Origin of the sequence: Kitasatospora sp. NPDC097691 (assembly GCF_040302665.1) — a bacterium.
Taxonomy (GTDB): Bacteria; Actinomycetota; Actinomycetes; order Streptomycetales; family Streptomycetaceae; genus Kitasatospora.
Map to the genome: position 1 here is coordinate 192,449 of NZ_JBEORY010000002.1, position 24,931 is coordinate 217,379.

26 protein-coding genes and 2 pseudogenes are annotated in these 24,931 nt (G+C 72.1%); 15 read left to right on the forward strand and 13 right to left on the reverse strand.

What is annotated here, in order from left to right:
* Positions 1-31 precede the first annotated feature (31 nt).
* Entirely contained in the window at positions 32-1,645 is a 1,614-nt protein-coding gene (gene dacB / locus ABTY56_RS02260) for a D-alanyl-D-alanine carboxypeptidase/D-alanyl-D-alanine endopeptidase (RefSeq protein WP_350625599.1), read from the reverse strand.
* A gap of 278 nt (positions 1,646-1,923) precedes the next feature.
* Between dacB and ABTY56_RS02265 the strand changes: the two genes are divergently transcribed.
* Together ABTY56_RS02265 and ABTY56_RS02270 are read left to right on the forward strand one after the other, a co-directional pair.
* Positions 1,924-3,414 carry a serine/threonine-protein kinase gene (locus ABTY56_RS02265; RefSeq protein WP_350625601.1) on the forward strand — a complete coding sequence of 497 codons (1,491 nt, stop codon included), beginning with the start codon at positions 1,924-1,926 and terminating at the stop codon, positions 3,412-3,414.
* Between the two features lie 84 nt (positions 3,415-3,498).
* Positions 3,499-4,059, forward strand: a complete 561-nt coding sequence (locus ABTY56_RS02270) for a hypothetical protein (protein ID WP_350625603.1) — start codon at positions 3,499-3,501, stop codon at positions 4,057-4,059.
* A gap of 119 nt (positions 4,060-4,178) precedes the next feature.
* On the opposite strand, the gene ABTY56_RS02275 is transcribed toward ABTY56_RS02270, so the two are convergent.
* From ABTY56_RS02275 to ABTY56_RS02285, 3 genes are all read right to left on the reverse strand, one after another.
* The gene (locus ABTY56_RS02275) at positions 4,179-5,081 is read right to left on the reverse strand and encodes an aldo/keto reductase (protein ID WP_350625605.1); all 903 of its coding nucleotides are present in this window, start codon (positions 5,079-5,081) and stop codon (positions 4,179-4,181) included.
* Between the two features lie 197 nt (positions 5,082-5,278).
* Positions 5,279-6,049: an alpha-ketoglutarate-dependent dioxygenase AlkB gene (locus ABTY56_RS02280; RefSeq protein WP_350625607.1), complete on the reverse strand. Its 771-nt coding sequence runs from the start codon at positions 6,047-6,049 to the stop codon at positions 5,279-5,281.
* Complete coding sequence (locus ABTY56_RS02285) at positions 6,033-7,268, reverse strand: hypothetical protein (RefSeq protein ID WP_350625609.1); 1,236 nt, start codon at positions 7,266-7,268, stop codon at positions 6,033-6,035. Before ABTY56_RS02285 ends, ABTY56_RS02280 begins: the two co-directional genes overlap by 17 nt.
* 252 nt (positions 7,269-7,520) lie before the next feature.
* On the opposite strand from ABTY56_RS02285, the gene ABTY56_RS02290 reads away from it, so the two are divergent.
* From ABTY56_RS02290 to ABTY56_RS02310, 4 genes and pseudogenes are all read left to right on the forward strand, one after another.
* Positions 7,521-8,645 carry a serine hydrolase domain-containing protein gene (locus ABTY56_RS02290; protein ID WP_350625611.1) on the forward strand — a complete coding sequence of 375 codons (1,125 nt, stop codon included), beginning with the start codon at positions 7,521-7,523 and terminating at the stop codon, positions 8,643-8,645.
* Between the two features lie 394 nt (positions 8,646-9,039).
* A pseudogene (locus tag ABTY56_RS38790) lies at positions 9,040-9,494 on the forward strand (IS110 family transposase); the annotation flags it as partial.
* Between the two features lie 42 nt (positions 9,495-9,536).
* A complete protein-coding gene (locus ABTY56_RS02305) occupies positions 9,537-10,307 on the forward strand; it encodes a hypothetical protein (protein ID WP_350625613.1) in 771 nt (256 codons plus the stop codon).
* 77 nt (positions 10,308-10,384) lie between these two features.
* Positions 10,385-10,958, forward strand: a pseudogene (locus ABTY56_RS02310) (transposase family protein).
* A 70-nt stretch (positions 10,959-11,028) separates the two neighbouring features.
* Here ABTY56_RS02310 and ABTY56_RS02315 read toward each other — a convergent pair.
* The 3 genes from ABTY56_RS02315 to ABTY56_RS02325 all read right to left on the reverse strand — a co-directional run bounded on the left by ABTY56_RS02315 (position 11,029) and on the right by ABTY56_RS02325 (position 13,238).
* On the reverse strand, positions 11,029-11,460 hold the full coding sequence (locus tag ABTY56_RS02315; RefSeq protein ID WP_350625615.1) for a VOC family protein: 432 nt from the start codon (positions 11,458-11,460) through the stop codon (positions 11,029-11,031).
* A gap of 116 nt (positions 11,461-11,576) precedes the next feature.
* Positions 11,577-12,266 carry an FAD-binding protein gene (locus tag ABTY56_RS02320; protein ID WP_350625617.1) on the reverse strand — a complete coding sequence of 230 codons (690 nt, stop codon included), beginning with the start codon at positions 12,264-12,266 and terminating at the stop codon, positions 11,577-11,579.
* A gap of 18 nt (positions 12,267-12,284) precedes the next feature.
* Positions 12,285-13,238 carry a pirin family protein gene (locus ABTY56_RS02325; RefSeq protein WP_350625619.1) on the reverse strand — a complete coding sequence of 318 codons (954 nt, stop codon included), beginning with the start codon at positions 13,236-13,238 and terminating at the stop codon, positions 12,285-12,287.
* Positions 13,239-13,331: 93 nt separating this feature from the next.
* Between ABTY56_RS02325 and ABTY56_RS02330 the strand changes: the two genes are divergently transcribed.
* The 5 genes from ABTY56_RS02330 (at position 13,332) to ABTY56_RS02350 (ending at position 18,188) form a co-directional block, all read left to right on the forward strand.
* Positions 13,332-13,820: a carboxymuconolactone decarboxylase family protein gene (locus ABTY56_RS02330; protein WP_350625621.1), complete on the forward strand. Its 489-nt coding sequence runs from the start codon at positions 13,332-13,334 to the stop codon at positions 13,818-13,820.
* A 287-nt stretch (positions 13,821-14,107) separates the two neighbouring features.
* Entirely contained in the window at positions 14,108-15,337 is a 1,230-nt protein-coding gene (locus ABTY56_RS02335; protein ID WP_350625623.1) for a serine hydrolase domain-containing protein, read from the forward strand.
* A 68-nt stretch (positions 15,338-15,405) separates the two neighbouring features.
* The gene (locus ABTY56_RS02340; RefSeq protein WP_350625625.1) at positions 15,406-16,200 is read left to right on the forward strand and encodes a leucine-rich repeat domain-containing protein; all 795 of its coding nucleotides are present in this window, start codon (positions 15,406-15,408) and stop codon (positions 16,198-16,200) included.
* Positions 16,201-16,417: 217 nt separating this feature from the next.
* Entirely contained in the window at positions 16,418-17,737 is a 1,320-nt protein-coding gene (gene thrS, locus ABTY56_RS02345; RefSeq protein ID WP_350625627.1) for a threonine--tRNA ligase, read from the forward strand.
* Positions 17,738-17,897: 160 nt separating this feature from the next.
* The gene (locus ABTY56_RS02350) at positions 17,898-18,188 is read left to right on the forward strand and encodes a hypothetical protein (RefSeq protein WP_350625629.1); all 291 of its coding nucleotides are present in this window, start codon (positions 17,898-17,900) and stop codon (positions 18,186-18,188) included.
* 133 nt (positions 18,189-18,321) lie between these two features.
* Here the strand turns inward: ABTY56_RS02350 and dmpI are convergent, their stop codons facing one another.
* Together dmpI and ABTY56_RS02360 are read right to left on the reverse strand one after the other, a co-directional pair.
* Positions 18,322-18,504 carry a 4-oxalocrotonate tautomerase DmpI gene (gene dmpI, locus ABTY56_RS02355; protein WP_350625631.1) on the reverse strand — a complete coding sequence of 61 codons (183 nt, stop codon included), beginning with the start codon at positions 18,502-18,504 and terminating at the stop codon, positions 18,322-18,324.
* 125 nt (positions 18,505-18,629) lie between these two features.
* Positions 18,630-19,529, reverse strand: coding sequence for a LysR family transcriptional regulator (locus ABTY56_RS02360; RefSeq protein ID WP_350625633.1), 900 nt, complete (start codon positions 19,527-19,529; stop codon positions 18,630-18,632).
* A 385-nt stretch (positions 19,530-19,914) separates the two neighbouring features.
* Here ABTY56_RS02360 and ABTY56_RS02365 point away from each other — a divergent pair, with 385 nt between their 5' ends.
* Positions 19,915-20,484 carry a DUF1707 SHOCT-like domain-containing protein gene (locus ABTY56_RS02365; protein WP_350625635.1) on the forward strand — a complete coding sequence of 190 codons (570 nt, stop codon included), beginning with the start codon at positions 19,915-19,917 and terminating at the stop codon, positions 20,482-20,484.
* 80 nt (positions 20,485-20,564) lie between these two features.
* On the opposite strand, the gene ABTY56_RS02370 is transcribed toward ABTY56_RS02365, so the two are convergent.
* A complete protein-coding gene (locus ABTY56_RS02370) occupies positions 20,565-20,975 on the reverse strand; it encodes a VOC family protein (protein ID WP_350625637.1) in 411 nt (136 codons plus the stop codon).
* A 134-nt stretch (positions 20,976-21,109) separates the two neighbouring features.
* Here ABTY56_RS02370 and ABTY56_RS02375 point away from each other — a divergent pair, with 134 nt between their 5' ends.
* Positions 21,110-21,631 (forward strand): MarR family winged helix-turn-helix transcriptional regulator, encoded by a 522-nt coding sequence (locus tag ABTY56_RS02375; RefSeq protein ID WP_350625639.1) that lies wholly within the window; start codon positions 21,110-21,112, stop codon positions 21,629-21,631.
* Positions 21,632-21,683: 52 nt separating this feature from the next.
* On the opposite strand, the gene ABTY56_RS02380 is transcribed toward ABTY56_RS02375, so the two are convergent.
* Positions 21,684-22,319 (reverse strand): C40 family peptidase, encoded by a 636-nt coding sequence (locus tag ABTY56_RS02380; RefSeq protein ID WP_350625641.1) that lies wholly within the window; start codon positions 22,317-22,319, stop codon positions 21,684-21,686.
* A 211-nt stretch (positions 22,320-22,530) separates the two neighbouring features.
* Here ABTY56_RS02380 and ABTY56_RS02385 point away from each other — a divergent pair, with 211 nt between their 5' ends.
* Positions 22,531-22,935, forward strand: coding sequence for a RidA family protein (locus ABTY56_RS02385; RefSeq protein ID WP_350625643.1), 405 nt, complete (start codon positions 22,531-22,533; stop codon positions 22,933-22,935).
* A 118-nt stretch (positions 22,936-23,053) separates the two neighbouring features.
* Here the strand turns inward: ABTY56_RS02385 and ABTY56_RS02390 are convergent, their stop codons facing one another.
* Both ABTY56_RS02390 and ABTY56_RS02395 read right to left on the reverse strand, forming a co-directional pair.
* Entirely contained in the window at positions 23,054-23,554 is a 501-nt protein-coding gene (locus ABTY56_RS02390; protein ID WP_350625645.1) for an SRPBCC family protein, read from the reverse strand.
* Positions 23,551-23,961 carry an ArsR/SmtB family transcription factor gene (locus ABTY56_RS02395; protein WP_350625647.1) on the reverse strand — a complete coding sequence of 137 codons (411 nt, stop codon included), beginning with the start codon at positions 23,959-23,961 and terminating at the stop codon, positions 23,551-23,553. The genes ABTY56_RS02390 and ABTY56_RS02395 overlap by 4 nt, the downstream gene beginning before the upstream one ends.
* A gap of 148 nt (positions 23,962-24,109) precedes the next feature.
* On the opposite strand from ABTY56_RS02395, the gene ABTY56_RS02400 reads away from it, so the two are divergent.
* Positions 24,110-24,922, forward strand: a complete 813-nt coding sequence (locus tag ABTY56_RS02400) for a hypothetical protein (RefSeq protein WP_350625649.1) — start codon at positions 24,110-24,112, stop codon at positions 24,920-24,922.
* Positions 24,923-24,931: the final 9 nt, after the last annotated feature.

Genomic DNA, 24,931 nt, shown 5'->3' on the forward strand with positions numbered 1-24,931 from the left:
GCGCCTCCGCGGGCGCCGGCACCCGGCAGGATCAGGAGGCGTTCCCGCCCGCCGGGGCGCGGTGCCCGGCCGACGCCTGCTCCTGGAGCAGGGCGGCGATCTGGTTGACGTCGTCGAAGATGCGGATGACGTCGTTGATGTCGGTGGCCGAAGCGCCGTTCACGCCGACGAAGAAGAGGTGCAGGCAGCCGTCGTCCGTCTCCAGGTAGCCCGCCAGATTCTGGGCGTTGTAGGCGATCCGCTGGTTCAGGTCGTCCTCGCCGACGATGGTGCCGGGCTTGGCGAACACCTTGCCCTTGGCCGGGCAGTCGGTGGTGCAGGAGATCGCCAGCGAGCCGTCGACGCCGAGGATCGGCAGGGCGTGCCGGAAGGCGTCCGCGTCGGGGGTGCGCAGCCAGTAGGCGAGGAGCTGGTCGAGGCCGATGGGCGTGGCGCGGTCCTGGAAGACGCCGCCGCGTCCGTCGGCGAGCTGGAACTGCGTCGGGTCGACGTGCGCCACGTCGGTGAGGAAGTCGTGTTCGACGCCGAAGCCGTCGAAGCAGTCCTTGCTCCCGCGCGTCACGGCCATGTTGCACAGGGCCAGGTTGGCGCCCAGGTTGTGGCTGACCTTGAGGATCAGCTTGGCGTACTGGCTGTACGGCGGGGAGACGTACGCGGCCACCTGCGGGTCGCCGTCGTAGGAGGCCGGCAGCTTGCCGTCCGGGTTCGGGCCGGTCGGGTCGGCGGTGACGGTGACGCCGGCGCGGGCGAGTGCCTCGATCAGGGCGGTGCGGCCGAAGGCGTTCGGGTCCTTGACGCCGGAGATGCGCAGGGTGGGCTGCGCGTCGGCGGCGATGGTGCCGCTGAGGGTGATCCGGGTGCCGTCGGGGGAGGCGGAGACCTGGATGTCCGTCGGGCCGCCGGCCGCCACCGTCTGCACCGTGGAGGTGACCTGGTAGGGGGCGACCTGCGGGCGCCACATGAGCTGGGCGGCCTGGCCGGGAGCGGTGGCGGTGGTGAGCAGGTCGATGACGTTGTCGTTGATGATCAGCGGGGTGGGCTGCGGGTCCAGCGGCGGGGGTGCGAACAGCCTCGGGTCGACGATGACGTCGCCGTCGACCCGGGTGATGCCGGCGTTCCGGACCTGATGGGCGATCATGTCCAGCCCGGCGAGCGGGTTCTCGGGGGTGAGCGTGGCGCCGGGCAGGTCGTTGGCGCTGGTGTGGTCGATGGTGGTGTAGTCGACCGTTCCGTCCGGCCGGGTCCGGCCGCCCATCGTGAGGTCGCCCTGGGCGACCAGCGCGAGGTTGCCGTCGAGGGTCGAGCCGGTGCGGGTGCCGGTGGCCAGGACCGGGGTGGTGAAGCGGTGGTCGGGGCCGAGCGCGTGCCAGGCGCCCGAGATGGTCACGAGCTTGGCCGTCGAGCCGGGGACGAAGAACTGGTTCGCGAACCGCGAGTGGAACACCTGACCGGTCGTGGGATCCGTCTCCAGCACGCCCCACTGCGCGTGCTCGTAACCGGGCTTGTGCATGATCGCCTCGATGGCGGGCCCGAGGTCGTCCTCGTGCGCCGTTGCCGGGGGCGCGGCGATCGTGCCCGCCAGGGCGGCCAGCGTGGCGCCGGCGGCGGCCCAGGCCGGAAGGCGGCCGCGGATCGTTCGTCTCATCTGTGCGTCCCGTCATCTCAGGGGTTCGGCAGGCCCGGCACGAACTGGCGCGGACCGGCTGCTCATGGGGCGGATCGTAGGAACGCGGACGGCGTACTTCCCGGTAGACCCCGGCGCGCTGACGGCGTGTGGCCCGAATGTCCACCGGTCAGCCGATCGCCGATGGCGGCGGTGGCGGGCGCGCGCCGCGATGGGACCGAATCCGGTGCGGGCCGGTTCCCGACGAGTCCGGCCGTGGCGTGTTCCGGCGGCGGGCCGCGGCACTAGGGTATTGGCCCGTGACAGCAACGAACGGGGCAGTGGTCGGGGGCCGTTACCGCCTTCACGACCTCATCGGGCAGGGCGGCATGGGCCGCGTGTGGCGGGGGTGGGACGAGACCCTCGGGCGGGACGTCGCCGTGAAGGAGGTGCTCCTGCCGGCGGGCGTCGGCGACGACGAGCGTGAGCACCTCCTCCAGCGGACGCTGCGCGAGGCCCTCGCCGCCGCGCGGCTCAACCACCCGGGCATCGTCACCGTGCACGACGTGGTCGAGCACGAGGGCGCGCCCGTGATCGTCATGGAGTACGTGACCGGCGCCTCGCTGGCCGCGGTGCTCGGCCGGGAGGGCGCCCTCCCGGTCCGGCGGGTGGCCGAGATCGGCATCGCGATGCTCAAGGCGCTGCAGCAGGCGCACGCGGCGGGGATCGTCCACCGCGATCTCAAGCCCGACAACGTCCTGTTGATGGACGAGCGGGTCATCATCACCGACTTCGGCATCGCCCACATGGCCGACGCGACCACCGCGCTCACCCGCACCGGAGCCGTCATCGGCACCCCCGCGTACATGGCCCCCGAGCAGCTGGAGGGCAAGCCGCCGACGGCCGCCAACGACCTGTGGTCGCTCGGTGCGACGCTGTACGCCGCGGTGGAGGGTCAGGCGCCGTTCCACGCGGAGACGTTCAGCGCGCTGTGCATCGCCGTCGTCACCCAGCCGCCGCGCCCGACCCTGCGGGCCGACGCGCTCACGCCGGTGCTCGCCGGGCTGCTCACCAAGGACCCGGCGCAGCGGCTGACGGCGGAACAGGCGCTCGCGGCGCTGGAGTCGGTGGCGCGGGGCGGAGAGGCCCCGTCGTTCGTCCCGCCGTCGACGCGGGTCGACGGGTCGGGGCCCGCCGGGTTCGGGCCGCCGCCGGTCTACCGGATGCCGGAGTCGCCGGCGAAACCGCTGCGGTCGGTGCTCGGTCCGATCCCGCCGCAGGTGTCGACGCCCGGCGGTGCCTGGGTGCCCCAGCAGCAGCCTGCGGCCTACCCGCAGCCCGCGCCCTACCCGCCGACCGTGGCGCCGACCGTGGCGCCGGCCACCGACGGGGCCCGCGACGGGGCCCGCGACGGGGTCCCCGGGACTCCCGGGGGCAGGCCGGCCGTGGCCCGGTTGACGCGCTTCCTCGGCAGCATGGTGCTGTTGTGGACCATCGGCCTGGTGCTGCCGTGGAACTACCTGCGGTGGCTGCCGTTCTCCTACTATCCGGCCGCGATCGCCACCACGGCCGTGATCTCGCTCGCGCACGCCGCGCCCCGGACCCGCCTGCACCCGGCGCCGGCGTGGGCCCTCTTCTTCGTCTTCGACGCGGCGCTCTTCTACGCCCTGACGCACAGCGAGGCCTTCTGGTGGCTGGGCCGGGACGGCTTCAGCCCGTGGCCGATCCCGATCGGCGTGAACTCGCTGATCGTCTCCACCGGTGTCTGGCTCCTCTGGTGGAAGGTCCCCGGCGGTCGTCGCCCCGAATGAGGCGAACGGCGGGCGCCGGCCCGGACGAAGATCATCCGGGTTTAGGCTCTTCGCGGACGACAAGGCAGGAGAAGCGAGGCAGACATGGGCCAGAAGATCATCCGGTTCTCGGACCTGACCGGCGAGCACGTGGAGGACGACGACGACCTGGTGCGCATCGTGGTCCGCCGGCACCCCGACCTGGCGGACGGGCCGGTGGAGATCGAGGCGCTCGCCGGTGAGGTGGCCGCGGTGGAGGAACTGGCGCTCGACCTGGTGACGATCGAGCTGCACCACCCGGGTTCGGACGAGCCGCGGACGGTCGTGCTGGAGGCCGAGGCCTTCGACCGGCTGGCCACGGCGGCGCCGATGGCCGAGGTGCTGCACGGCGCCAAGCCGGTCGCCCGGTCGATCCCGGGCCAGGCAGCCGCGTCGACCCGCGCCGCGAAGGAGCGGGTCAACTACGCGACCCTGGCCAACGCCGGCCGGCCGCACAAGGGCCGCACCACCGACGCCGAGAAGCAGCTCGTCCGGGACCACCTGGAGGAGATCAACGAGCGGCTGGCCGCCGAGGGCGTCCGGACGATCGACCCGGCCAACCCGGAGCACGTCGCCCGCTACGGCCTGGAGTCCCCGGCCCGGGCGACCGGCCTGACGCAGGACTGACGCCGGCCGGCCCCCGCCCCGGCGGCGAGCCCCCGCTCTCGGCGGCGAGCCCTGCCCGGGCGGCGAGCCCTGCCCGGCTCACGGATGCCGGGCGGGGGCGTCGGGCTCCGCTTCCGGACTCACGCGGCGTCTGCGCGGGGGTCGCCGAGGAGGGCCAGCTCCTCCGGGGTCAGGCGCAACGCACCGGCGGCGATGTTCTCGGCGAGGTGCGCGGGGTTCGCGGTGCCGGGGATGGCCAGGACGTGCGGGCCGCGGTGGAGGGTCCAGGCGAGCCGGACCTGAGCCGGCGTCGCGCCGTGCGCGCGGGCGATCGCGCGAACCCGCGCGTCCTGCTCCAGGCCCGCGCCGGCCTCCCGCCGCAGGCCGGAGACGGCGAAGAACGGGACGAAGGCGATGCCCTGCTCCCCACAGAGGTCCACCAGCCCGCTCTCGTCCGCGCGGCGCGAGTCCAGCCCGTAGGAGTTCTGCACACACACCACGGGTGCGATCGCCCGGGCCTCGGCCACGTGGGCCGGCCGGACGTTGGAGAGCCCGAGGTGCCGGACGAGCCCGGCCTCGCGCAGCTCGGCGAGGGCACCGAAGTGCTCCGCGATCGAGGCCGTCCCGGGGCCGTTGTGGCGCAGGTACAGCACGTCCAGGCAGTCCCGGCCGAGCTGGCGCAGGTTCTCCTCCACGTGGCCGCGCAGCTGCTCCGGGCGGGCCGTGTGCCATTCGCCGGACGGATCGCGCCACGGTCCGACCTTCGTCGCCACGACCACGTCGCCGCGCCAGGTGCCGAGGGCCCGGCTGACGAGCTCGTTCGCGGAGCGCAGCGGGGAGAAGTAGAAGGCGGCCGTGTCGACGTGGTTCACGCCCTGCTCGAACGCGCGGTGCAGCAGGCCGACCGCGGCGCGGCGGTCGATCGGCGGGCCGTCGGAGTTGCCCAGCATGCCGTTGCCGGTCAGCCGCATCGTGCCGTAGCCGACCCGGTTCACCTCCAGGTCCCCGAGCTTCCACGTCCCCGCGTCCGCTGCCGAACTCATCGTGCTCCTCTGCTGTCGGGTCATCAGGCCGTCCTGGAGTATGGAGCGGCCGCAGGGCCCGGCGACAGGTCGGGAAGCAGCGCGGAACGTCACACCCGCATCGGGAACGAACCGTCGGTGTCCGAGCGTTGGACAGTTCGACTGCGGGCCGCCGAGCACGGCGTTGACGGCTTGACGGCGTTGACGGGCCTGCCGGGTCAGACGGGCGGCAGCAGATCGCTCTCGCTGATGGTGTACGTCAGCAGGGGGTAGACGAAGTCCGTTTCGTTGTTCTCACGGCGCCGCAGCCGGTAGAACTCGTGCTTCTGCTCATCGTCCGCCGACATGAGGCGCGCACCCTGCGGGAGGTACGCCTGACCGTCACGAAACCGAACCAAGGTCTTCGACGTTCGAAACGTCACGCCCAACCATTGGTTGTCCGCCGCCTGGCCGGGAGCATCCAGGACGATCCTGTGCCTGAGCCGCCGATTCGATTCGACGGAAAACGCCACGACACCGTTGTGAGCGAGCGGGATCTCGAACTTCTCGTCACCGGACCCCTTTGATTCGAAGATCAGCTTCCTCGGCGGGCCCGCCTCAGGACGTTGATAGCAGGAGAAGACGGCGATGAAGGACTCGTCGGCCAGATCGAGGGCCTGGTCGGAGTGACCGCCCATGGTTCGGTAGGCGTTCGTGTAACGCTCGGTGAGCGCGTTGTTGAAGTCGACCGAGAACCCCGCACATTCCCGGATCCGCTGCGCCAGCCGTTCGTGCACGGCCCGGAAACGCTGCGCCGGTTCGCCGTACCGGGTGGTGGTACGCACGAGGGGCACCTCACCCGCCTCGTCGATCCTGGCGAGCACGGCGCCGCTCCGGCCTTTCCCCACGTCCTCCCAGCGGGTTGACGCGGACAGCTCCGCGAAGGGGTTCTCCCCGGTCGGCAATGCGTAGGAGAGGATCTCGTCCGAGATCCTAGGCGTGGGGGGCAACGTAGTCTCCGGTGTTCATGCTGAAGAGGATTTCGTCGCCGTAGTCGACGAAGGACGAGGTCCTGTTCTCCTCGGCGTACAGCCGGCGCAGCTCGTTCATGCCGTCCGGTGTGGGCGGTCCCAGCTCCACCAGGTCCCCGGCCACCTTGAGGAACGTCCGGCCGTTCTTGTGGACGGCTTCGGCGTTCGAGCAGCGCACCACGTATCCCAGCCGGGTCGGGAGCAACTCGGCGTCCAGGGCCGAGGGCCGGATCTCATGCGTGTACAGGCGATTGGTGGACAGCGGCATGAAGAACACCGAGCCGGGATGGAGGGTCACGGTGAACTGCGGGGGGAGCGCGACACCGTCACGTTCTCCGGTCGTCGGATCCTTGAGGCGAAAGCGGAGCCTGGTCAGCCCGCTGGCACCCTTCACGCCGTAGTCGAAGGCGTCCTCGGCCAGGGGCTGCAGGTCGTCGAGTCGGTCGTAGAAGGTGCAGAAGGCCATGACGCCGTTGACGGGCATGTCCTTGGTCTTGTCGGCGTGGGCCGAGATCTTGGCCTTGGACTGCTTGCGCTCGGCTGTGGCGAGGGTGTTGTGGTAGATCTGCGCGAGGACGTGGTTCAGCGGTGCCTGGTCCCGGAAGACGGCGGCGGCCTCGCGGTTCAGCGCCTCGACGATGTCGGTGTCGGTCGGGCGGAAGCCCTCGGTCGGCCCCGAGAGATTCGTGGAGCACCGGAGCAGGCGGAAGTGCAGTTCGTCACCGTTCCGCGTGACGGGTGTGAGGTAGATACCGGTGCGGTGGGCCGCTCCGGGCTTGGTGGACTCGGTCAGTGACTGGAACGCGTGCTCCGCACGGATCCGTCCGAAGTGGTCGGCGTCGAGTCCGAAGAAGCGGCGGTAGTAGACGCCGACGCCGTGCATGCGGAGGGGAACCCGGCCGAGGTCGACGAGGGTCCACGGTTCGTCGACGGCCTCGCCGTAACCGTGCGACAGCTCCCGGACGACGAACACCCTGGCAGCGGCTCGCAGTCGGCGGGCGCTGATCCCGGACACGTCGCCGCACAGGTAGACGGTCTTCCGCGCGAGGTCGAGCGAGCCGGACGCAAGCTCCTCCGGCGTGACGGTGGATCCGAAGAAGTCCCTGATCGCGTCGTCGTCCCGCAACGCCGCGGGTGCGACCAGGATGTTGTCCGCATCCTCGATGCAGGCTTCGGTCGGCTCTGTCGTGGACGTCAAAGGGCACCTGCCATCGCGGATGTCGGTGGATTTCTCCGAACCGTGGACACGGCAACGGCCCGCACTCTTTCCTTCGCGTGGCGACACGCGAACGAAAGGAGCCGGACCGCCGAACCTCGATGCTCTCACGGGGGCTCGACAGCGGCCAACGGATTCTGCCGGCACCCCGGGGCCCGCCCCGCTGTCCGCCGTCGGAGTGTCAGCGCGGTTGCCCTGCACGGGTTTCGGAACCACCGGTGCTCATGGTGATGCATGACCCGTCACCGGATCGCACTGCTGTGCGCCGCCACCGTCCTGCTGTTTTGCACTCCGCAGCTCGCGGGGACCGAGCCGGCCGGTGCCACCGGGCAGCACGGGCCGGAGTGCGTCTCCTCTCCCACCCCGGCCGGCAGTCAGGGCCGTGCCCTGCTCGACATCGTCGAGAGGGACCAGCAGGACCTGAAGCTGCGGGCGGTCATCGCCCGGGTGACCCGGAACGGCCGCGAGGTGTGGACGGGAGCGGTCGGACCGTCGATGACCGACGTACCGGCCCGCCCGGACATGCGCTTCCGCGTGGGCAACGTGGGCATCGCCTTCATGGGCACGGTCCTGCTGCAGCTGGTCGACGAGGGGCGCGTCGGCCTCGACGACCCGCTCTCGCGCTGGATGCCGGAGATCCCGCACTCGGACGAGATCACGCTCCGGATGCTGGCCGACACCACCTCGGGCATCCGGGACTACGTCACCGCCCCCGGCTTCGCGGACGCGATCAACGCGCAACCGTTCAAGCAGTGGTCGCCCCAGGAGCTCCTCGCCGTCGCGCACCCGGACGACCTGCTCTACCGGCCCGGCACGAACTGGAACTACTCGCACACCAACTTCCTGCTGCTGGGCGAGGCGCTGGAACGCATCACCGACACCCGGCTCGACCACCTCCTGGAACAGCGCATCCACCGGCCCCTGGGCCTGCGCTCGACGTCGAACAGCTACACCCCCGACATCCCCGCTCCGGTCCTGCACGCGTTCACCGCGCAACGCGGGATGTACGAGGAGTCGACGTTCTGGAACCCTTCCTGGACGACCGCCCCGGGCGCGGTCATCACCATGGACGTCTGCGACCTCGCCCGCGCGGGCGCCGGCATCGGTTCCGGGCAGACACTCGTGGTGGTGGCGGTCGTGTGTGCGTTGGACGGATGCCTTCTGGATTCCGGGCCCTGTGAGGCCCACATCAAGAGCGGCGCCGTCCGGCGCCTCACCGCTGCCACCGCAGTGCGGGTGGTGGCAGCCTCACAGGCACCGAACGTACGTCTGGAGCCGTCTGGCACTCGATCCCTCTATCCAGAGCGGCGGCGCTCGGTGTCTTCGAGGCCGCCACCACCGTCAACACTGCCCGCTTGATCACTCGTTGGTGTTCGTGGTCTGAGCCCGCCGTGCGGTGACCTCCCGATACTCCAGAGCCGTCAGAGCTCCCGTAGAGACCGAGGCCCGTGGGGTGCGCTGGTGCCACGAACGGCTAGTGAGGTGGCGGACCGACCGAATCAGGTCGCTGCGTGGCCCGCATGCGCTCGCAACCAGTGCAAACACCGCGCCCACGGAGAGGAAACCTTGATCTACTGCGGTATCGACCGGGCCGAGAGGACGCACGACGTCGCCTTGGTCGACGGCAGCGGCCAGCTGCTGGCCAAGCGGCACATCACCGACGACGCGGCCGGCTCTGGCCGCGTTCGCCAAGTGGGACAACGGCCTGTGCCGACCGGAGGCCCACGAGCTGATGATGCTCGTGCCGACACCGGCCAAGGCTGTTGAGGAGGCGTTCCCTCAGCACCCGGACTCCGAGATCATCCTCAGCTTCCCCGGTCTCGGCATCCAGCTCGCCGCACGGGTGCTGGCCGAAATCGGAGACGACCGCACCCGCTTCGCCGACGCCCGCGGCCTCAAGGCCTACGCGGGCGCCTCACCCGTCACCCGGGCCTCTGGCAAGAAGTCCGGCATCACCAGGCGATGGGTGAAGAACGACCGGCTCAACCACGCCGACTACCTCTGGGCTTCGCTGCCCTCACCGCATCGCCCGGCGCCAAGGCCCAATACCGGCGCCGTCGCGACAACGCCGGCGACTGGCACGCCGCCGCCCAGCGCAACCTGTTCAATCGAATGCTCGGCCAGCTCTACCACTGCCTCAAGACCCGCCGGCTGTTCGACGAGCAGATCGCCTTCCCGGTCCCGCAGGAGCTCGCAGCAGCAGCGTAGCCGGATCCACGGTGGCCTTCGGCAGCGTGCTTGGATCGTCGGATGATCGACTGGTCCACTCTGCACGATGTTTACGGCTCGGCTGCTGCGATACCCGCGTTGCTGGAAAGGGCAGCCGATCGTGATCAGGACGCGATCGACCGACTCTGCGGGCGCTTGTGCCATCAGGGGACGATTTCCTCGGCGAGCATTGCTGCGCTGCCGCAGCTGGCGGACATCGCCGAGAACACCGTCTCTGGAGACTGGGCGCTCGACTTGGCCGGCGCCATTGCGGGCGGCCTGCTCCAAGACCACCACGGCGCCGACGAGGAGGTGGCCCGCCAGGAGCCGACCCTGGCACGGCTGCGGGACCTGGCCACCGCGCGCCTGGCACCCGGCCAGGACCCTCGAACCTACCTCGGCTTGCTGCAGGCGATACTCGCCTTCGATCGCCAGCCCCTATGGGCCGAGACTCTGGACGACTTCACCGACTCCTTCTACACCACCGCCTGCCCGCACTGCCGCGCAGCCGTGACGATCGCGATCGGCGAATACGGCTGCTACTCCTCGATCCGGGACTGGGACCTGGGGGACGTCCAGCGGATCCCCCTGCGGCCGGCCACGGCAGACGCGCTGACCGGTGTCGGAACGATGCTGCACGAGCTGGCTGAACGGGACGGACAGACACGGCTCGCCTGGGGCCTCACGCATCTGTTCGGCCAGGCGGAGTGCCCGGGTTGTGAAAGCATCTTTGGCATCGCCTCGGAGTATGAGGCCGCGAATGCGCCCTCCCCGTGGGACTTCGCCCGTCGCCACACCACGGACACCCCCTGATTGCCGGCGAGACGTTCGAACGCCGTGTCCGCGCCCACAGGCCCCGACTTGACGGCTTGGCACCGTGAGGTGTCCGGATAGCCCCGTTCGCCGGACTGAGCCCGCGTGCCTTCGGCAAGTTGATGACGCAGCTGCGCCGCGAGGGCGGCGACGCTCCGCGCCGGGGCCGGCCGTGGAGGCTGTCCTTGGAGGACCGGGTGCTCCTGGTGGCCGCGTACTGGCACACCAACTTGACCCTGCGCCAACTCGCCCCACTCTTCGGAGTGTCGAAGTCCACCGCCGAGGTCATCGACGCCGACACCCGCCTGGTTTGTGGTGGTCGGCCGGCCCCTGCCCGGCAACCGCAACGACTGCAGGGCATGGGAGGAACCCGGGGCCAAGGCCGCCGTCGGCCGGACAACCACGATCGCCGACGGCGGCCACCCCGGAACCGGCCTCGTCATCCCGCACCGCCGACCCCGAGGCGGCGAACCGACCGACTGGCAGGCCGAACACAACCACGACCACAAACGGGTTCGCGCCCGCGTCGAGCAGGCCTTCGCCCGGATGAAGACCTGGAAGATCCTGCGCGACTGCCGCCTGAGAGGCGACGGTGTGCGCCACGCGATGCACGGCGTCACCCGCCTGCACAACCTCGCTCTCACGGGATGACTCCCGCCGCATGCGGGACCTGAGAGGTCCCGGGGGAGACGGCTCCCCACGTCGCAGTCTCGGAGGAGGATCAGGCGAGGCAGAACTCGTTGCCCTCGATGTCCTGCATCGTGATGCACGACTCGTTGACGCCATCGGCGCGCTGCGTCAACACGTGTTTCGCGCCGAGCGCCATGAGGCGTGCGCATTCGGCCTCGAGTGTGGCCAGGCGCTCGTCACCTACGAGTCCGGCGCCGGCCCGCACACAGAGATGCACCCGGTTCTTGACGACCTTGCCCTCGGGAACTCGCTGGAAGAGCAGGCGCGGGGCCACACCCGAGGGATCAGTACACGCGAAGTAGATCTCGTCCTCGGGCGGCAGCGAGCGGTGATACTCCCCCCACGTGGCAAAGCCCTCCGGGACCGTCGGCACGACGTACCCCAGCACCTCACACCAGAATGCGGCGAGGCGCGCAGGCTCCGCGCAGTCGAAGGTCACTTGGAACTGCTTGATCGTTGACATCGGCGCACAATAACAGGGGCCCTGCTCATCTCCGCAGGTCGGGAGGTCCGCACGTTGTCGGAAGGAGGCACCTGCTGCCCGCTGCCGTGTCGTGCGGTCGCAGGGGTGAACCGAGGTCAGCCCCTCCCCAAAGGGAACCTGAAATGCGATCCCGGCCAACCACTCTCGTGCTGCCAAAGATCAGTTACGGGACAACCCTTGGACGAAAATCGGGGGTAGCACGATGTCGAGGTCCGATCCACGGCCAAGACCCACCAGTGGACATTGCCCGCGCCCCCTGACGGAAGACCGACAGCATCGGCGGCTTCTTCGTCCGCGCCGTGGTGTTGGACGCTATCGGTGAAGTGGACGAGGCGCGAGGGACAGCAAATAGCCACACTGCCCAGGTTTCTGGACCGGGGCCGCACCGACGGTGCCGGGGGTATGCCGGCCGGGCACTCGAGACCGGCCAGTCGCTCGGCAGCGGCCCACTGGACGAGGTCGGTGAGCGGGTGTCCGGCCTGCACGGTGACGGCCACCGCGGTGTCGTCGAGCTTCGTCGAGGTGATGCCGCGGGTCCTCACGACCACGACGGTGCCGGGGTGGCCGGCGTCCGCCGCGATCACGTTGCTCCCGTGCCCCAGGACGAGGGGAGCGATCTGCTCCCGGGCGCTGGTCGTGCGGGCGAGGTCGGGCCAGTCAGCCGGATCGGTGAGATCGTCGGTGGGAGACGGACGGCATGGTGACTGTCTTCTCCGGCCCGCGCCGCTCCGGTGGCACAGGGGACTCCGGCTCGTGGGTGCGGCGGACCCGGCCGCCGCACCCACGATTGGCAAACACCCAGGTCAGCGCACGTTTCCGCGGGGCTTGAGGGGGAGGCCGGGGAGCTCGGGGGCCGGGAGGCGGTCGCCGGGGTAGCCGTCGACGGCGCCGTAGCGGTCGGCGGCGGCCTGCCACTCCTCGCGGGCCCGGACGATGTCCTCGTGAGACCGCCCGATGAAGTTCCACCACATGACGATCTGCTCCTCGAAGGGCGCGCCGCCGAGCAGGACGGTCCGGGCGTCGGTGTCGCCGGTGTTGGTGAGGGTGACGGTGGTGGCGCCGGGGGCGAGGTAGCCGAGGTCGGCGGGGTGCAGGGGGGTGCCGGCGAAGCGGACCTCGCCGCGGTCGATCAGGAGGCCGTGCTCGAAGGCGGGGTCGACGTCGAGGGTGACGGTGGCGTGCGGGCGCAGGGTGATCTCGGCGCCGAGCAGGGGGGTGAAGGTGGGGACGGGGGAGGTGTCTCCGGCGAGGGAGCCGAGGAAGACCCGGGCCTCGCCGCCGTCCAGGGTGACCGGGGCGGGCGCGTGGTGGTGGAAGGCGCGGCCGGTGTGCCGGTGCTCCTCGGGCAGGGCGACCCACAGCTGGACGCCGTGCAGGGTGGTGGTGGCCGGGGTGGAGACCTCGGAGTGGGCGATGCCGTGGCCGGAGGTCATCAGGTTCACCTCGCCGGGTCGGACGTACGCGTGGATGCCGAGGCTGTCCCGGTGCTCGATCTCGCCGGTGAACAGCCAGCTGACGGTCTGCAGGCCGGTGTGCGGGTGCGGGGCGACGTCCATGCCGCCGGTGTTCGCGACGTCGTCGGGGCCGTAGTGGTCGACGAAGCACCAGGCGCCGATCAGGGTGCGGGAGCGCTGCGGCAGCGTCCGACGCACCGTCATCGCGCGCGGACCGCCGAGCGGGACGTCCCGCGGGGGCAGCACCTCGACCCGCGGGTCGGCGGCGTGCGGGTCGATGAGGTCGGTCGCGGTGGTGCTCACGGTCGGGGTCCCTCCCAGGTGCAAGTAGTTCTAGATTCAACTATCATGCCATGGCAGAGTGACGGGTGACAATGATCAGCCCAAGGAGTTCAGGTGAGTGACGTGACGGTGGTCCCGACGGACCGGCGGGTGTTCATCGACAAGCAGAGCCCGCAGGCGTACAAGGCGCTGGTCGCGGCCGCCGAGGCGGCGCGCGAGGTGGCGGCGGAGGCCGGGCTGGACCGTCGACTGGTGGAACTCGTCAACCTGCGGGTGTCGCAGATCAACGGCTGCGCCTACTGCCTGAACGTCCACACCAGGGCCGCGCTGCGCGAGGGCGAGACGACCCAGCGGCTGGGCGTGCTCCCGGCGTGGCGCGACACCGAGGTGTTCGACGCGCGGGAGCGTGCCGCGCTCGCCCTGGCCGAGGCGACCACCAGCCCGGCGGACGCGGTCGTGCAGGAGGCCGCGTACGGCGTTGCGCGCGAGGTGCTGAGCGAGGCGGAGATCTCGGCGGTGGTGTGGGTGGCGATCACCATCAACTCGTTCAACCGGGTCTCCATCATGAGCAAGCACCCGGTCCGCCCGGCCCCGGCGCGGTAGCCGACGATCCGGAGATCGATCGCAGCCGCCGGCCGTCGCCGTTGCAGCCGCAGTCTCAGCCGCAGCCGCAGCCGGTGCCTCCGTCTTTCGGCGTAGTTCCTCCTGAGGCGGGTGTACGACCGGTTCCTCCCGGCGGAGGATGACGGACCGTCAGGGCGGCGGCGAGGCTTCGTGTCGAGGGCGAGGGAGTGCTCGCCGCGAGCGAGGGTGGGGACGCAATGGCACAGGGTGGGGGGCGCTCGGCACGGCGTGGGGGTCGGGCGGCGCGGCGTACGGTTTCCGCGCTGGTGGCGACGGTCTGTCTGGCGCTGGCCGCGCCGGTCGCCTCGGCGGGTGCCGCCGAGCCGGCCGGCGGGCAGCGGACCGGCGAGCGGCAGGTCGACGGGCAGCAGGTCGACGGGCAGCGGAACGGCGGCGGAGGCCGGGAGACCGCCGACCGGCGGGCGGCGGCGCTGCGGGCGGTGACCGGGGCGGGCGCGGTCTCCGCGATCGCCGAGGTCAGGGACCGGAACGGGGTCTGGCGCGGCGGATCGGGCGTCTCCGACCTGGCCAGCGGCGCGCCGGTCCGCACCGACGGGCGGTTCCGGGCCGGCAGCGTCACCAAAATGTTCACCGCCACCACCGTGCTCCAGCTGGTGGCGGAGGGCCGGATCGGCCTGGACGACCCGGTCGAGCGCCACCTGCCGGGCGTGGTCCCCGGCGGCGCGCACATCACCGTGCGCCGGCTGCTCAACCACAGCTCCGGCCTGTGGGACCCGACCAACGAGAAGGGCGGGCTCTTCCCCGACCCGACCGACCCGGCGGCCGTCCGGAACTGGCTCGACCAGGGCGGCCTGACCCGGACGATCACCCCGGCGCAGGTGGTCGCGGCCTCGGTGGCGCACGCGCCGGCCTTCCCGCCGGGCACCTCGTGGGGCTACTCCAACGTCAACTACACCCTGCTCGGCATGATCATCGAGCGGGTCACCGGGCACGGCTACGCCCAGGAGATCACCACGCGCCTCCTGCGCCCGCTCGGCCTGACCGGGACGTACTTCCCGGGGACGGCCACCGACATCCGCGGCCCGCACGCACACGGCTACCTGACGCTCGTCGAGGGCCCCGGCCCGGCGGACCGCAGCGAGCGGGACGTGACCGTGGCGAGCGTCTCCTGGGCGAACTCGGCGGGCGAACTCATCTCCACCCTGGGCGACCTGAACCGATTCGAGCAGGCCCTGACCGGCGGTCGGCTGCTCCCGCCCCAGCTCATGAAGGAGATGACCACGACGATCCCGATCGAGGTCGACGGCCAACCCACGGGCCTGAGTTACGGGCTGGGGCTGGCCCGGTGGCAGCTGTCCTGCGGGGTCGTCTACGGGCACGACGGCGGGGTGGCCGGCTACAGCTCGCAGCTGTGGAACTCGGGGGACCGGCAGGTCGCGATGTCCGTCACCCCGCGCGGCGACGAGACCCAACTCCAGGCGCAGGCGGTGGCGGGGTACGGCTTCCTGGAGCAGGCCTTCTGCGGCACCCGGTGAGCCCGGCCCGGGTGGGGCACCCCCGTACCGGGCGGGGCCCCGACGGATCCGGCTCCCGGTGGCGGAGAATGACCGGTGTGACAGACACGACGCTCAACCTCTGGAAGCAGCAGCTCGACCGGGTGCCCGACGGGCTGTGGGACCGCAGCGACCTGACGGTGCTCATCCTCGCCGACACCGGGATCTCCGAACTCCCCTCGGAGATCGGGCGGTTGACCGCGCTGCGCACCCTCGACCTCGGGCACAACGCGCTCACCGCGCTGCCCGCGGAGCTGGGGGACCTCACCGCTCTCGGCGACTTCCTCTACCTGCACGACAACGCGCTGACCGCCCTGCCGGACACCCTCGGTCGGCTCACTGCACTGCGCTACCTCAACGTCGGCGAGAACCGGCTCACCGAACTCCCCTCCGCCATCGGCGAGATGGCCTCCCTGGTCGAGCTCCGCGCGCAGCACAACCGGCTCGGCACCCTGCCCGAGACCGTCGGCAGGCTCGGCGCGCTGCGTGAACTCTGGCTCAGGGGCAACGAGTTGACCGCCCTGCCGGACTCCGTGGCCGGGCTCACCGAGCTGCGCGAGCTGGAGCTGCGGGAGAACGCCCTCACCGAGATCCCGGCCGCGCTCGCCGGGCTGCCGCTGCTGCGCCGCCTCGACCTGCGCGGCAACCGGATCACCGAACTGCCGCGTTGGCTGACGGAACCGGGCGCGCTGCCGGGGTCGACCGCGGCGCCCGGGTCGTCCGTGCCGCCCGGGATGCCCGTGCTGCCCGCGCTGGAGAAGCTGGACCTGCGGTGGAACGACGTACAGCCGTCGGCGCGGGTGCTGGACGCGCTCGCCGGGCGCGGGTGCGTCGTCCTCCACTGAGCGGGGCCGCCCGTCGGAGCCGCCGGAAAAGATCTTGCGCTCGGCCACCGGCCTGCTACGGTGGATGACATGAAGCGCGCTGCACTCGTCACGACGACGCCGGAGAGAGTCCCGGCGCGCTGACTGCTGACCTAGTCCGAAGCCCCGGGGCGAGTGCCCCGGGGCTTCGTCGTTCCCGGCTCCACTCGCCCGCAGCCCCAGAGTGGAGACCACCGCCATGAACGCGCACCCCGCACACGCCGACCTGGTACACGCCGACCTCGCACACGCCAGCCCTGCGCACGGCAACCCGGCGCACGACCACCGCAAGCTCGGCCGTGAGCTCGACCTGTTCGACACCGACCCGCTGATGGGCTCCGGCCTGCCGTACTGGCTGCCCGACGGCGCCGCGATCCGGCACACCCTGGAGGAGTTCATCCGCGGCCGCGAGCGCCGGGCCGGCTACCGCCACGTATACTCCCCGGTGCTCGGCAAGCGCGAGCTGTACGAGATCTCCGGTCACTGGGCGCACTACCGCGAGGACATGTTCCCACCCATGGAGCTGGGCTCGGAGGAAGTGGTGCTGCGGCCCAGCCTCTGCCCGCACCATGCCCTGATCTACCGCTCCCGCTCCCACAGCTACCGGGAACTCCCACTGCGGATGGCCGAGTTGGGCGGCATGTACCGCTCCGAGCCGTCCGGGGTGCTGGGCGGGCTGACCAGGGTCCGGGCGATCCAGCTGAACGACGCCCATGTGTTCTGCACCCCGGAGCAGGCCGCCGACGAGGCCGTCGCCGCACTGGAGTTGATCCGCGAGGCGCACCGGGCGCTCGGCATCGTGCCGGTCCGCTACCGCCTCTCGCTGCCCGGCGCCGGCGGCAAGTACGTTGCCGATCCTGTGCTTTGGGAGCGTGCCACCGCGCTGCTCGCCGACGTGCTGGAGCGTGCCGGGGTGCCGTTCGTGGCGGCGGAGGGCGAGGCCGCGTTCTACGGGCCGAAGATCGACGTGCAGATCGCCGACGGCGCCGGGCGGGAGTTCACCCTCTCCACCGTCCAGATCGACTTCCACCAGCCCGAGCGGTTCAACCTGCACTACATCGGCCCGGACGGCGCCAAGCGCCGCCCGGTGATGGTCCACCGCAGTGTGATCGGCAGCGTGGAACGCGTGGTCGCCCACCTGATCGAGCTGTGCGGCGGCGCGTTCCCGGCCTGGCTGGCGCCCGTCCAGGTCGTGCTGCTGCCGATCTCCGACGCCGAACTCCCGCAGGCCGAACGGCTCCGACAGCGCTGCCTCGACCTCGGACTGCGGGCCGAGGTCGCCGGGCCCGAGAACGGCAGCCTCGGCGCCCGGATCCGGGAGGCGCGGCTGGTGCCGTACCAGGCGGTGATCGGCGCCAAGGAGGTCGTGGACGACCGGGTCGCGCTGCGGCTGCGGGACGGTCGGCGGCTGGAGCCGCTGCCGGCGGAGGAGGCGTGGGCGCGGATCGGCGCGCTGGTCGCGGCCTGCGGCGCCGAGCTGTGGGAGGGCGGCACCGTGCGGGTGAGCTCCGCGCGGTGAGTGGGCCGACGAGGACGCGGAGCCCGTCAGGCCGTGGCAAACGTACGACTAGTGCGGCTCGCGGTGTGTCGGCCGGGCCGCGGGCGGCGGCCGCCCGTCGAATGGGCGCGGCGGCCGAGTCCACGGCTGCCGCTGTCCCCATCCGCACCGGAGGTCTCCCATGCGCATCCCGCGCAGGCTCGCCGCCCCCGCCCTCACCGGCTGTCTCGCCCTCGCCGCGGCCGTCGCCGCCACCCCGGCCGGCTCGGCCCAACTCCGCCCGCTGCCCGTCCCCGACGTCCGGTACTGTGCCGCCGTGCTCGGGCACGTCCCGGGTGCGGACGTGGCCTCGCCGGTCGTCGGGCGGGCCTGCTCGCCGGACACCCTCGCCGACGCGCTCGCCCGGGCCGACGGCCTGACCCGCACGGCGGAGCAACCGGCCGACCGCGCGCTGCTGGTGGTGAAGGAGTAGCAGGACGGGCCCGCCGGCCCATCCGTCCCCGTCCGGCTCGACCGCCGACCGGCTTCGACCGCTGTCCCGCGAGACGGCCGTCCCGCTCGGCCGCCGACCGCCGGGAGATGCCCGGCAGTCGGCTCCCGGCGGGCTACCGGTCCGCGGTGAGCCGGCCGGCGGCGCCCCAGTTCTCCGCCGGGTACTCCTGGATCCACACGGACACGCTCTCGGCGGGCACCTCCAGGGTCGCCACGAAGGCCTCGGTGATCCTCTCGACCAGCTCGCGCTTCTGCTCGACCTCGCGCGGGCCCTGCTGAATGGTGACGATCGGCATGTTCGGCTCCTGACCGGGTGTTCCCGCCGGGCCTTCCGGCGGGGTTCTCCTGCCGGTTTCTCCGGCTGGGAACAGTCCACCCGATCGGGCCGTCGGCACCCAGACCCGAATCGCTCCGGCAGCGATCACGAATCCTGATCGTCCCAGGTCGGAGTGGTCCGTCGGCAGGCTTCCAGGAGGAGTCGGGGGAGCGGGGCGGTGCGCCGTACGGCGATCGAGGTCGGTACGGCGAGTGGGGTGCGGCAGGGGCGGAAGGCGATCCGGTGGGCGTTCGTCATCCGGGCGTTGGCGGCGTACACCACCGTCCACATCGGGGTGCCGGTGCCGATCGAGGCCAGGGTGTCCTGCAGGGTGCCGTCGTGGGCCGGGCCGAGGGCCGGCCGGAAGCCGGCCCGGGCGCAGGCGTCCGTCACCAGGTCCACCAGAGCCGGGTTGTTGCGGCGTTCGGTGAGCCGCAGCGGCAGGTCGGCGAGGTCCGCGAGGTCGACCTCGGGCCGGTCGGCGAGGGCGTGCCGGGCGGGCAGCGCGAGCACCAACTCGTCCTGCCAGACGGGCAGGAAGCGGAGGTCGGGGCTCCTGTCGGCGATGGCACCGCGCACGAACGCGGCGTCGAGGCGGCCGGCCGCCAGTCGGGCGAGCCGTTCCCGTACCGGGGCGGAGTGGAGTTCGACGCGCACCTCGGGGGCCCGCCGCTGGTAGGTGTCCAGGATCAGGTCGAGCCTCTCGCCGAGCCCGGTGATGGTGCCGAGCCGGAGGACGGCCGGTGCGGCCAGATCGGCGGCGAGGGCGCGGGCGGCGTCCTCGGCGGCCAGGACGTCCCTCGCGGCGGGCAGGAAGCGCTCGCCGGCCTGGGTCAGCCGGACGTGCCGGGGCGAGCGGTCGAACAGCTCGACCTTCAACTCCCGTTCCAGGCGCCGGACCTGCTGGCTCACGGCGGGCTGGCCGAGCAGCAGCTTCTCGGCGGCCCGGCCGAAGTGCAGTTCCTCGGCCACGGCGACGAAGCAGCGCAGCTGCCGTAGCTCCATGCGATCCCCCTGCTCGAAATGCCGGTGGCCGGCCGGTCGGTGGTCGCGGGTCGGTGGTCGCGGGCCGGTCGTCGGGTCGGCAGGTCGGCGGTCGATCCGCCGAGGGGCCCATGGTCGCAGGTCGGGGCGCGGCGCCGGTGGTGGCCCGATGGCCCCTGCGGCCCGGCTCCGATGCCCTCGGGCCGCTCGCCGGCCGGCCCTGGCGAGAACGGGTATCGCGATATATCGTGTTCCCGTTCGCACACGCCGACCCATCGCGCGATAGCCCTTCGTCAAGCTCAGGACGGGATGCATGCCGGGAGAGAGCTCGCCCATCGGGAAGCCCACCGCAAAGTCGATCGTCAAGCCCGCCGGAACGCACTCCGGGCACGGTTCGCGGCCCGCGATGCGCGCCTCTCACGCGGACCGGGACCGGGTGGTCGACCTGCTGCAGGTCGCGGCGGGCGACGGCCGGCTGACCGCCGACGAACTGGACGAGCGGGTGGAAGCGGCCCTGTCGGCGCGGACGGTCGGCGAGCTGGCCGAACTCACCGTCGACCTGCCGGCCGTGTCGGTCCCGGGCGCCGGGACCCTGGCCGAGGTCAAGGACGTGGTCCGGATCGATCAGCGGTTCAGCACGATCGAGCGGTCGGGGCGCTGGGTGGTGCCGCGACGGCTGGAGCTGTCCGCGGATTTCTGCAAGGTGACACTGGACTTCACGCAGGCGGTGATCACGCAGGACACCGTTCAGATCGCCCTGGACATGCGGGGCAAGACCCTGACGCTGATCGTCGCGCCGGGCATGGTGGTCGATGCCGACGGCCTGGCTCTGGAGCACAGCAGGGTCAGGGACCGCCAGGCGCCGGGCCCCGACGTGCCGGTCAGGCTGCGCGTGGAGCTGGTCGGCAAGAAGAGCTTCGGCCGCGTCGTCGTGCGCCGTCCGCGGAAGTCGACCGGCCGGCGGCTCCTGGGGTAGCCCGTACCCTGGCCCGCGCGGCCCGGTGGTGGCAGACCTGGCCGCCGAACGTACCGCGGACCGAGGCCGCAACCGGTCATCTAGTAGGACTGAAGCTCGATCAGGTGGCCGTCCGGGTCCCGCAGATGGGCGCTGCGGAGGTTCGGTCCCCACTCCGGTCGGTCGGTCGCCTTGACGGCCAGGGTGCCGCCGTGGCGCAGGCAGAGGTCGACGGCGGCGTCCACGTCGTCCACCCGGAGGACCAGCATCGCGGAGTCCTGCGCGGGTGCGGCGGGGTGGGCGGGCAGCTCGGTGGTGCCAAGGGTGGCGGCCATCATGGAACGGTCGAAGAGCACCAGGACGGCCTGGTCGGCGACGTCCCAGTTGGCGTACGGGCCCTCGGGGGCGCCCTTGACCAGGGCGGCGCCGGTGAGCGGCGGCAGGACCGCGCGGTAGAAGGCGAAGCAGTCGGCGAAACGGGTGACGAGCAGGCGGGGGTACAGGGCGTCCACGGGCGAACTCCTGGGTTCGGTCGGCTCGGGTCGGTTCAGGTCCGGCTCGGGCCGGTTCAGGTCGGCTGAGAGCGACTCGGGCTCGATATTAGTGGGTCGGGACCCACTATAGGGATGGACCCTAGACTGGCGCCATGGCCTCCGAGAACCCACCCACCGCGTCCGCGCTTCCTGAGCCCGAGAAGCCCTCGCCCGACCTCCCAGGGTTCGAACTGCCCCCGACCCTGCTGGATCTGAGCACCTATCTGCTCTCCCGGGTCGGCAAGACGGCCCGTGCCCGGCTCGCGGAGCGGCTGGCCGAACGCGGCCTGCGGCTCTGGGACATGGCGGTGCTCGCCTCGCTCGTCGACTTCGGTCCGCAGGCCCAGCGGGACCTGGTAAGGCGGCTGGGCCTCGACCCGAGCGACCTGGCCAAGGTCGCCGACCAACTCGCCGCCGCCGGGTACGTCGAGCGCGCCCGGGACCGCGCCGACCGGCGGCGGGTCTCGGTCTCGATCACCGACGCCGGGCGGGCGCTGCTCGCCGAACTCGACGGGCAGGCGCGGGCGGTGCAGGACGAGGTGCTGGCGCCGCTGGACGCGGGGGAGCGGCAGGTGCTGCAGTCGCTGCTGCTCCGGGTCCACCGGGGAACGGGGGAGCGCCGCACCGGTCCGTGACCGGGGGCGTCCGTGCGGCGGCCGGTCGGCCGGTCAGTCGCCGGTCGGTGGGTCAGCCGGCGGGCGGCCCGGGGCGGCGGGCGCCGGCGAACTCGCCAGCCCAGCGCGGGACGTCGAGCACGTGCTCGACGCGGGCGACCAGCGTCCCGGTGCGCTCGGCGTGGATCATCGCGCCGTCCCCGACGTGGATCCCGACGTGGTGCAGGGGCGCGTCGGGGCGGGAGAAGAACAGCAGGTCGCCCGGGGCGAGCGCGTCGCGCTCCACCGGGGCGCTGCGGTTGAACTGGGCGATGGTGTAGTGCCCCAGCTCGACGGCGCCGTCGCTGCCCCGGTACCAGCAGTAGAGCGAGAGGCCGCTGCAGTCGAAGCCCACCGTCTTCTCGCCCAGGCACACGCCGTTGAGGTAGCCGTTCTCCTCGTCGCAGAAGCCGAGGCTCGCGCCGAGGCGGTCGCCGCCGCCCCAGGCGTACGGCACCCCGAGCTGGGCGGCGGCCACCGCGGCGACCCGCAGGCCCAGCGCGCCGACGGGCTCGGTGTCCCGTACCGGCGGTGCGGCGGATGTCGCGTGCGCCGCCGCGGCGAGCGGCGGCGCCAGCGCCGGGACGAGGCCGGCCCCGAGAGCGAGGCCGAGCACGTGGCGCCGTCCGACGCCGGCTTCCTGGTCGCGGTCGGACGGTTGGGGTTCCATGAGGCGGCTCCCGGGCGGCGGTTGCGGGTGGAGGCATGCGTGTGGACACCAGGATCGCGTTCCGGTGAGGTCGCCCGCCATCACCCGCACCGGTGAATCGTGGGCGCACCGGCCTTGCTACGGCGGGAAGTCGGGCCGTAAATCGTTTGACGGTCGTTCAAGTGGGGCCAACGATGGGCGCGAACGTTCGGTCGGGCCGTTGGAGGACCTCATGAGCAGCGCCGTCAAACTGATCCGCAGCACGCGTCTGACGCAGGCCGTCGACTACGCCTACGGCGCGGTGGTCGACGCCCCGGCGCGCTCGTTGTGGCTGGCCGGGGCCTGCCCGCTCGACGAGGAGGGCCGGACGGTCGCCGTCGGGGACTACGAGGCGCAGGCCCACCAGGTGATGCGCAACCTGATGACCGTGCTGGAGGACGCGGGCGCCGGCCTCACCGACATCGCCCGGACGACCGTGTACGTGGCCTCCGGCGACCAGGCGGACCTGGTGAAGGTGTGGGACGTCTACCGCGCCTACATGGGGGAGCACGATGCGCCCAGCACCCTGCTCGGCGTGTCGGTGCTGGGGTACCACGACCAGCTGGTGGAGGTGGAGGCGGTGGCTGTGCTGCCCTGATCACCCGGGAGTCCGGGGGCCCGGGGGTCTGGGGCCCCGGCGGCCCGGCGGCCCCGGGAGTGGGGGAGCCGGGCGGCCCGGGCGATCACGGCAGTACGTCGGCCCGCCTGTCGGTCGGTCAGCTCGTGGCGAGCCCCGCGGCGAGCAGGGCGTCCAGCTGTCGGTAGCCCTCGACCACGCCGTGCTCCATGCCGCTGGCCAGGATGGCGTCCCGGGCCACCAGGTTGTCGACCACCGACAGCACGGTGACGCGGGTGCGGCCCTCCCCGGCGGGCTCGAAGGTGGCGGTGTCCAGTGAGACGCCGTCCGGCACGCCCTCGAACGTGAAGGTCTGGACGAGCCGGGCGGTCGGCCGGACCTCGTGGAAGGAGCCGTAGAAGGCGGCGATCTCCCGGCCGTCGCGGTGCATCGTGTAGCGGTAGTGCCCGCCCGTCCGGGCCTCCCAGGTGTCGATCTTCATCTCGAGGTCCTTCGGGCCGAGCCACTGGGCGACCAGCTCGGGCTCGATCCAGGCCCGGAACACCCGCTCCTGCGGGGCGTCGAACTCGCGGACGATCCGGATGGTGGGCAGCTGCGGGTCCGCCTCGATGCGGGTCTCGGGGCCGGTGGTGGAGGTCATGACGGGGCTCCTTCGCTCTGCTGGGGTCGGTCCTCTTCGTGGTTGCCGTCGGTGGAGCCGGTGGGCTCGGTGCGGGCACCGTCGTCCGCCATCTCCGCGAGGAGGGCGTCCAGGCGGCCGAAGCGCTCCTCGGCCTGGCGCCGGTACCGCTCGATCCAGCTCGTCATCAAGTCGAACACCTGCGGCTCCAGGTGGCACGGCCGTCGCTGCCCGTCCCGGCTGCGACTCACCAGTCCGGCCTCCTCCAGCACCTTCAGGTGCTTGGAGACGGCCTGCATGGACATCGCGTAGGACTCGGCCAACTCGCCGACGGTCGCGTCCCGGACCGACAGTCGGGCCACGATGTCGCGCCGCGTCGGATCCGCCAGGGCCACGAACGCCCGGGACAGCTGGTCGACAGCCACCATGCACTCCTGCTCTTCCTCAACCGATTGGTTGAGAACAACGCTACGCCGCCCCGTCTGCGTATTCAACCGCCCGGTTGCGAATGCTCCACCGCGAGGACCGCACCGCTCGCCCGGCGGCCCTGATGCACCGCTGTGGGATCATGGTCGGATGCCTCAGGAACCCGAACCGTCGACCGACCCGCTGCGCGGCCGGTGGCCGCTCGCGCCCTCCCGTGCGGCCGACTGGCTGACGGAGCTGTGCGGCGACGGCGTGCTCGGGTTCATGCCGCCGGCGATGCCCGACGCCGCCTGGGTGCTCAACGCCATGTACGAGCACGAGCAGGGGCCGGGCGAGCTCTCGCACCAGGAGCACCGCCTGGCCCTGCTGGCGGACGGGAGTGCGCAGCCCCTCGTCCTCGTGGGCGTCGACCTCGACGTCGTGGGCGTGGTCACGGGCGGTGACCTCGGCCGCGCAGAGCACCCCGGACCGGGCTGGCGGCGGCTGCGCTGGGCCGAGCTCGCCGAGCGGACCGGCGACCCGGTCGTGCCCGAGGGGCGGCTGCCCTGCCTCCACTGCTTCCCGTCCGCGAGGAAGGACGGCAGCTGGCCGCTCGGGATCGTCCCGCCCACCGAGGGGAGCCTCGACCGGGAGACCTGGAACCGCCTGATCGCCGTCCTCACCGAGTACAGTCCGGCCGGACCGGACACCCGTTGCCTGGCCTACTACAACCCGCTGATGATGGCGGCCGTCGACTTCGAGGAGCACCACGTGCGCGAGGGCCGCCTCGGCGACGCCGAACTCCTCTACGACACCGACGACGCGGACCACAGCCCCTCCAACCTCTGGGCCGCCGACCGCTCCTGGGTGCTGTGCACCGACTACGACCTCTGGGCCACCAAGGTCGCCGGACCGCCTGCCCTCATCGAAGCCCTGCTGGGCGACGCCGAGTTGGAGGCACTGCGGCTGCCCTGGGCGACCTGACGCCGGGCC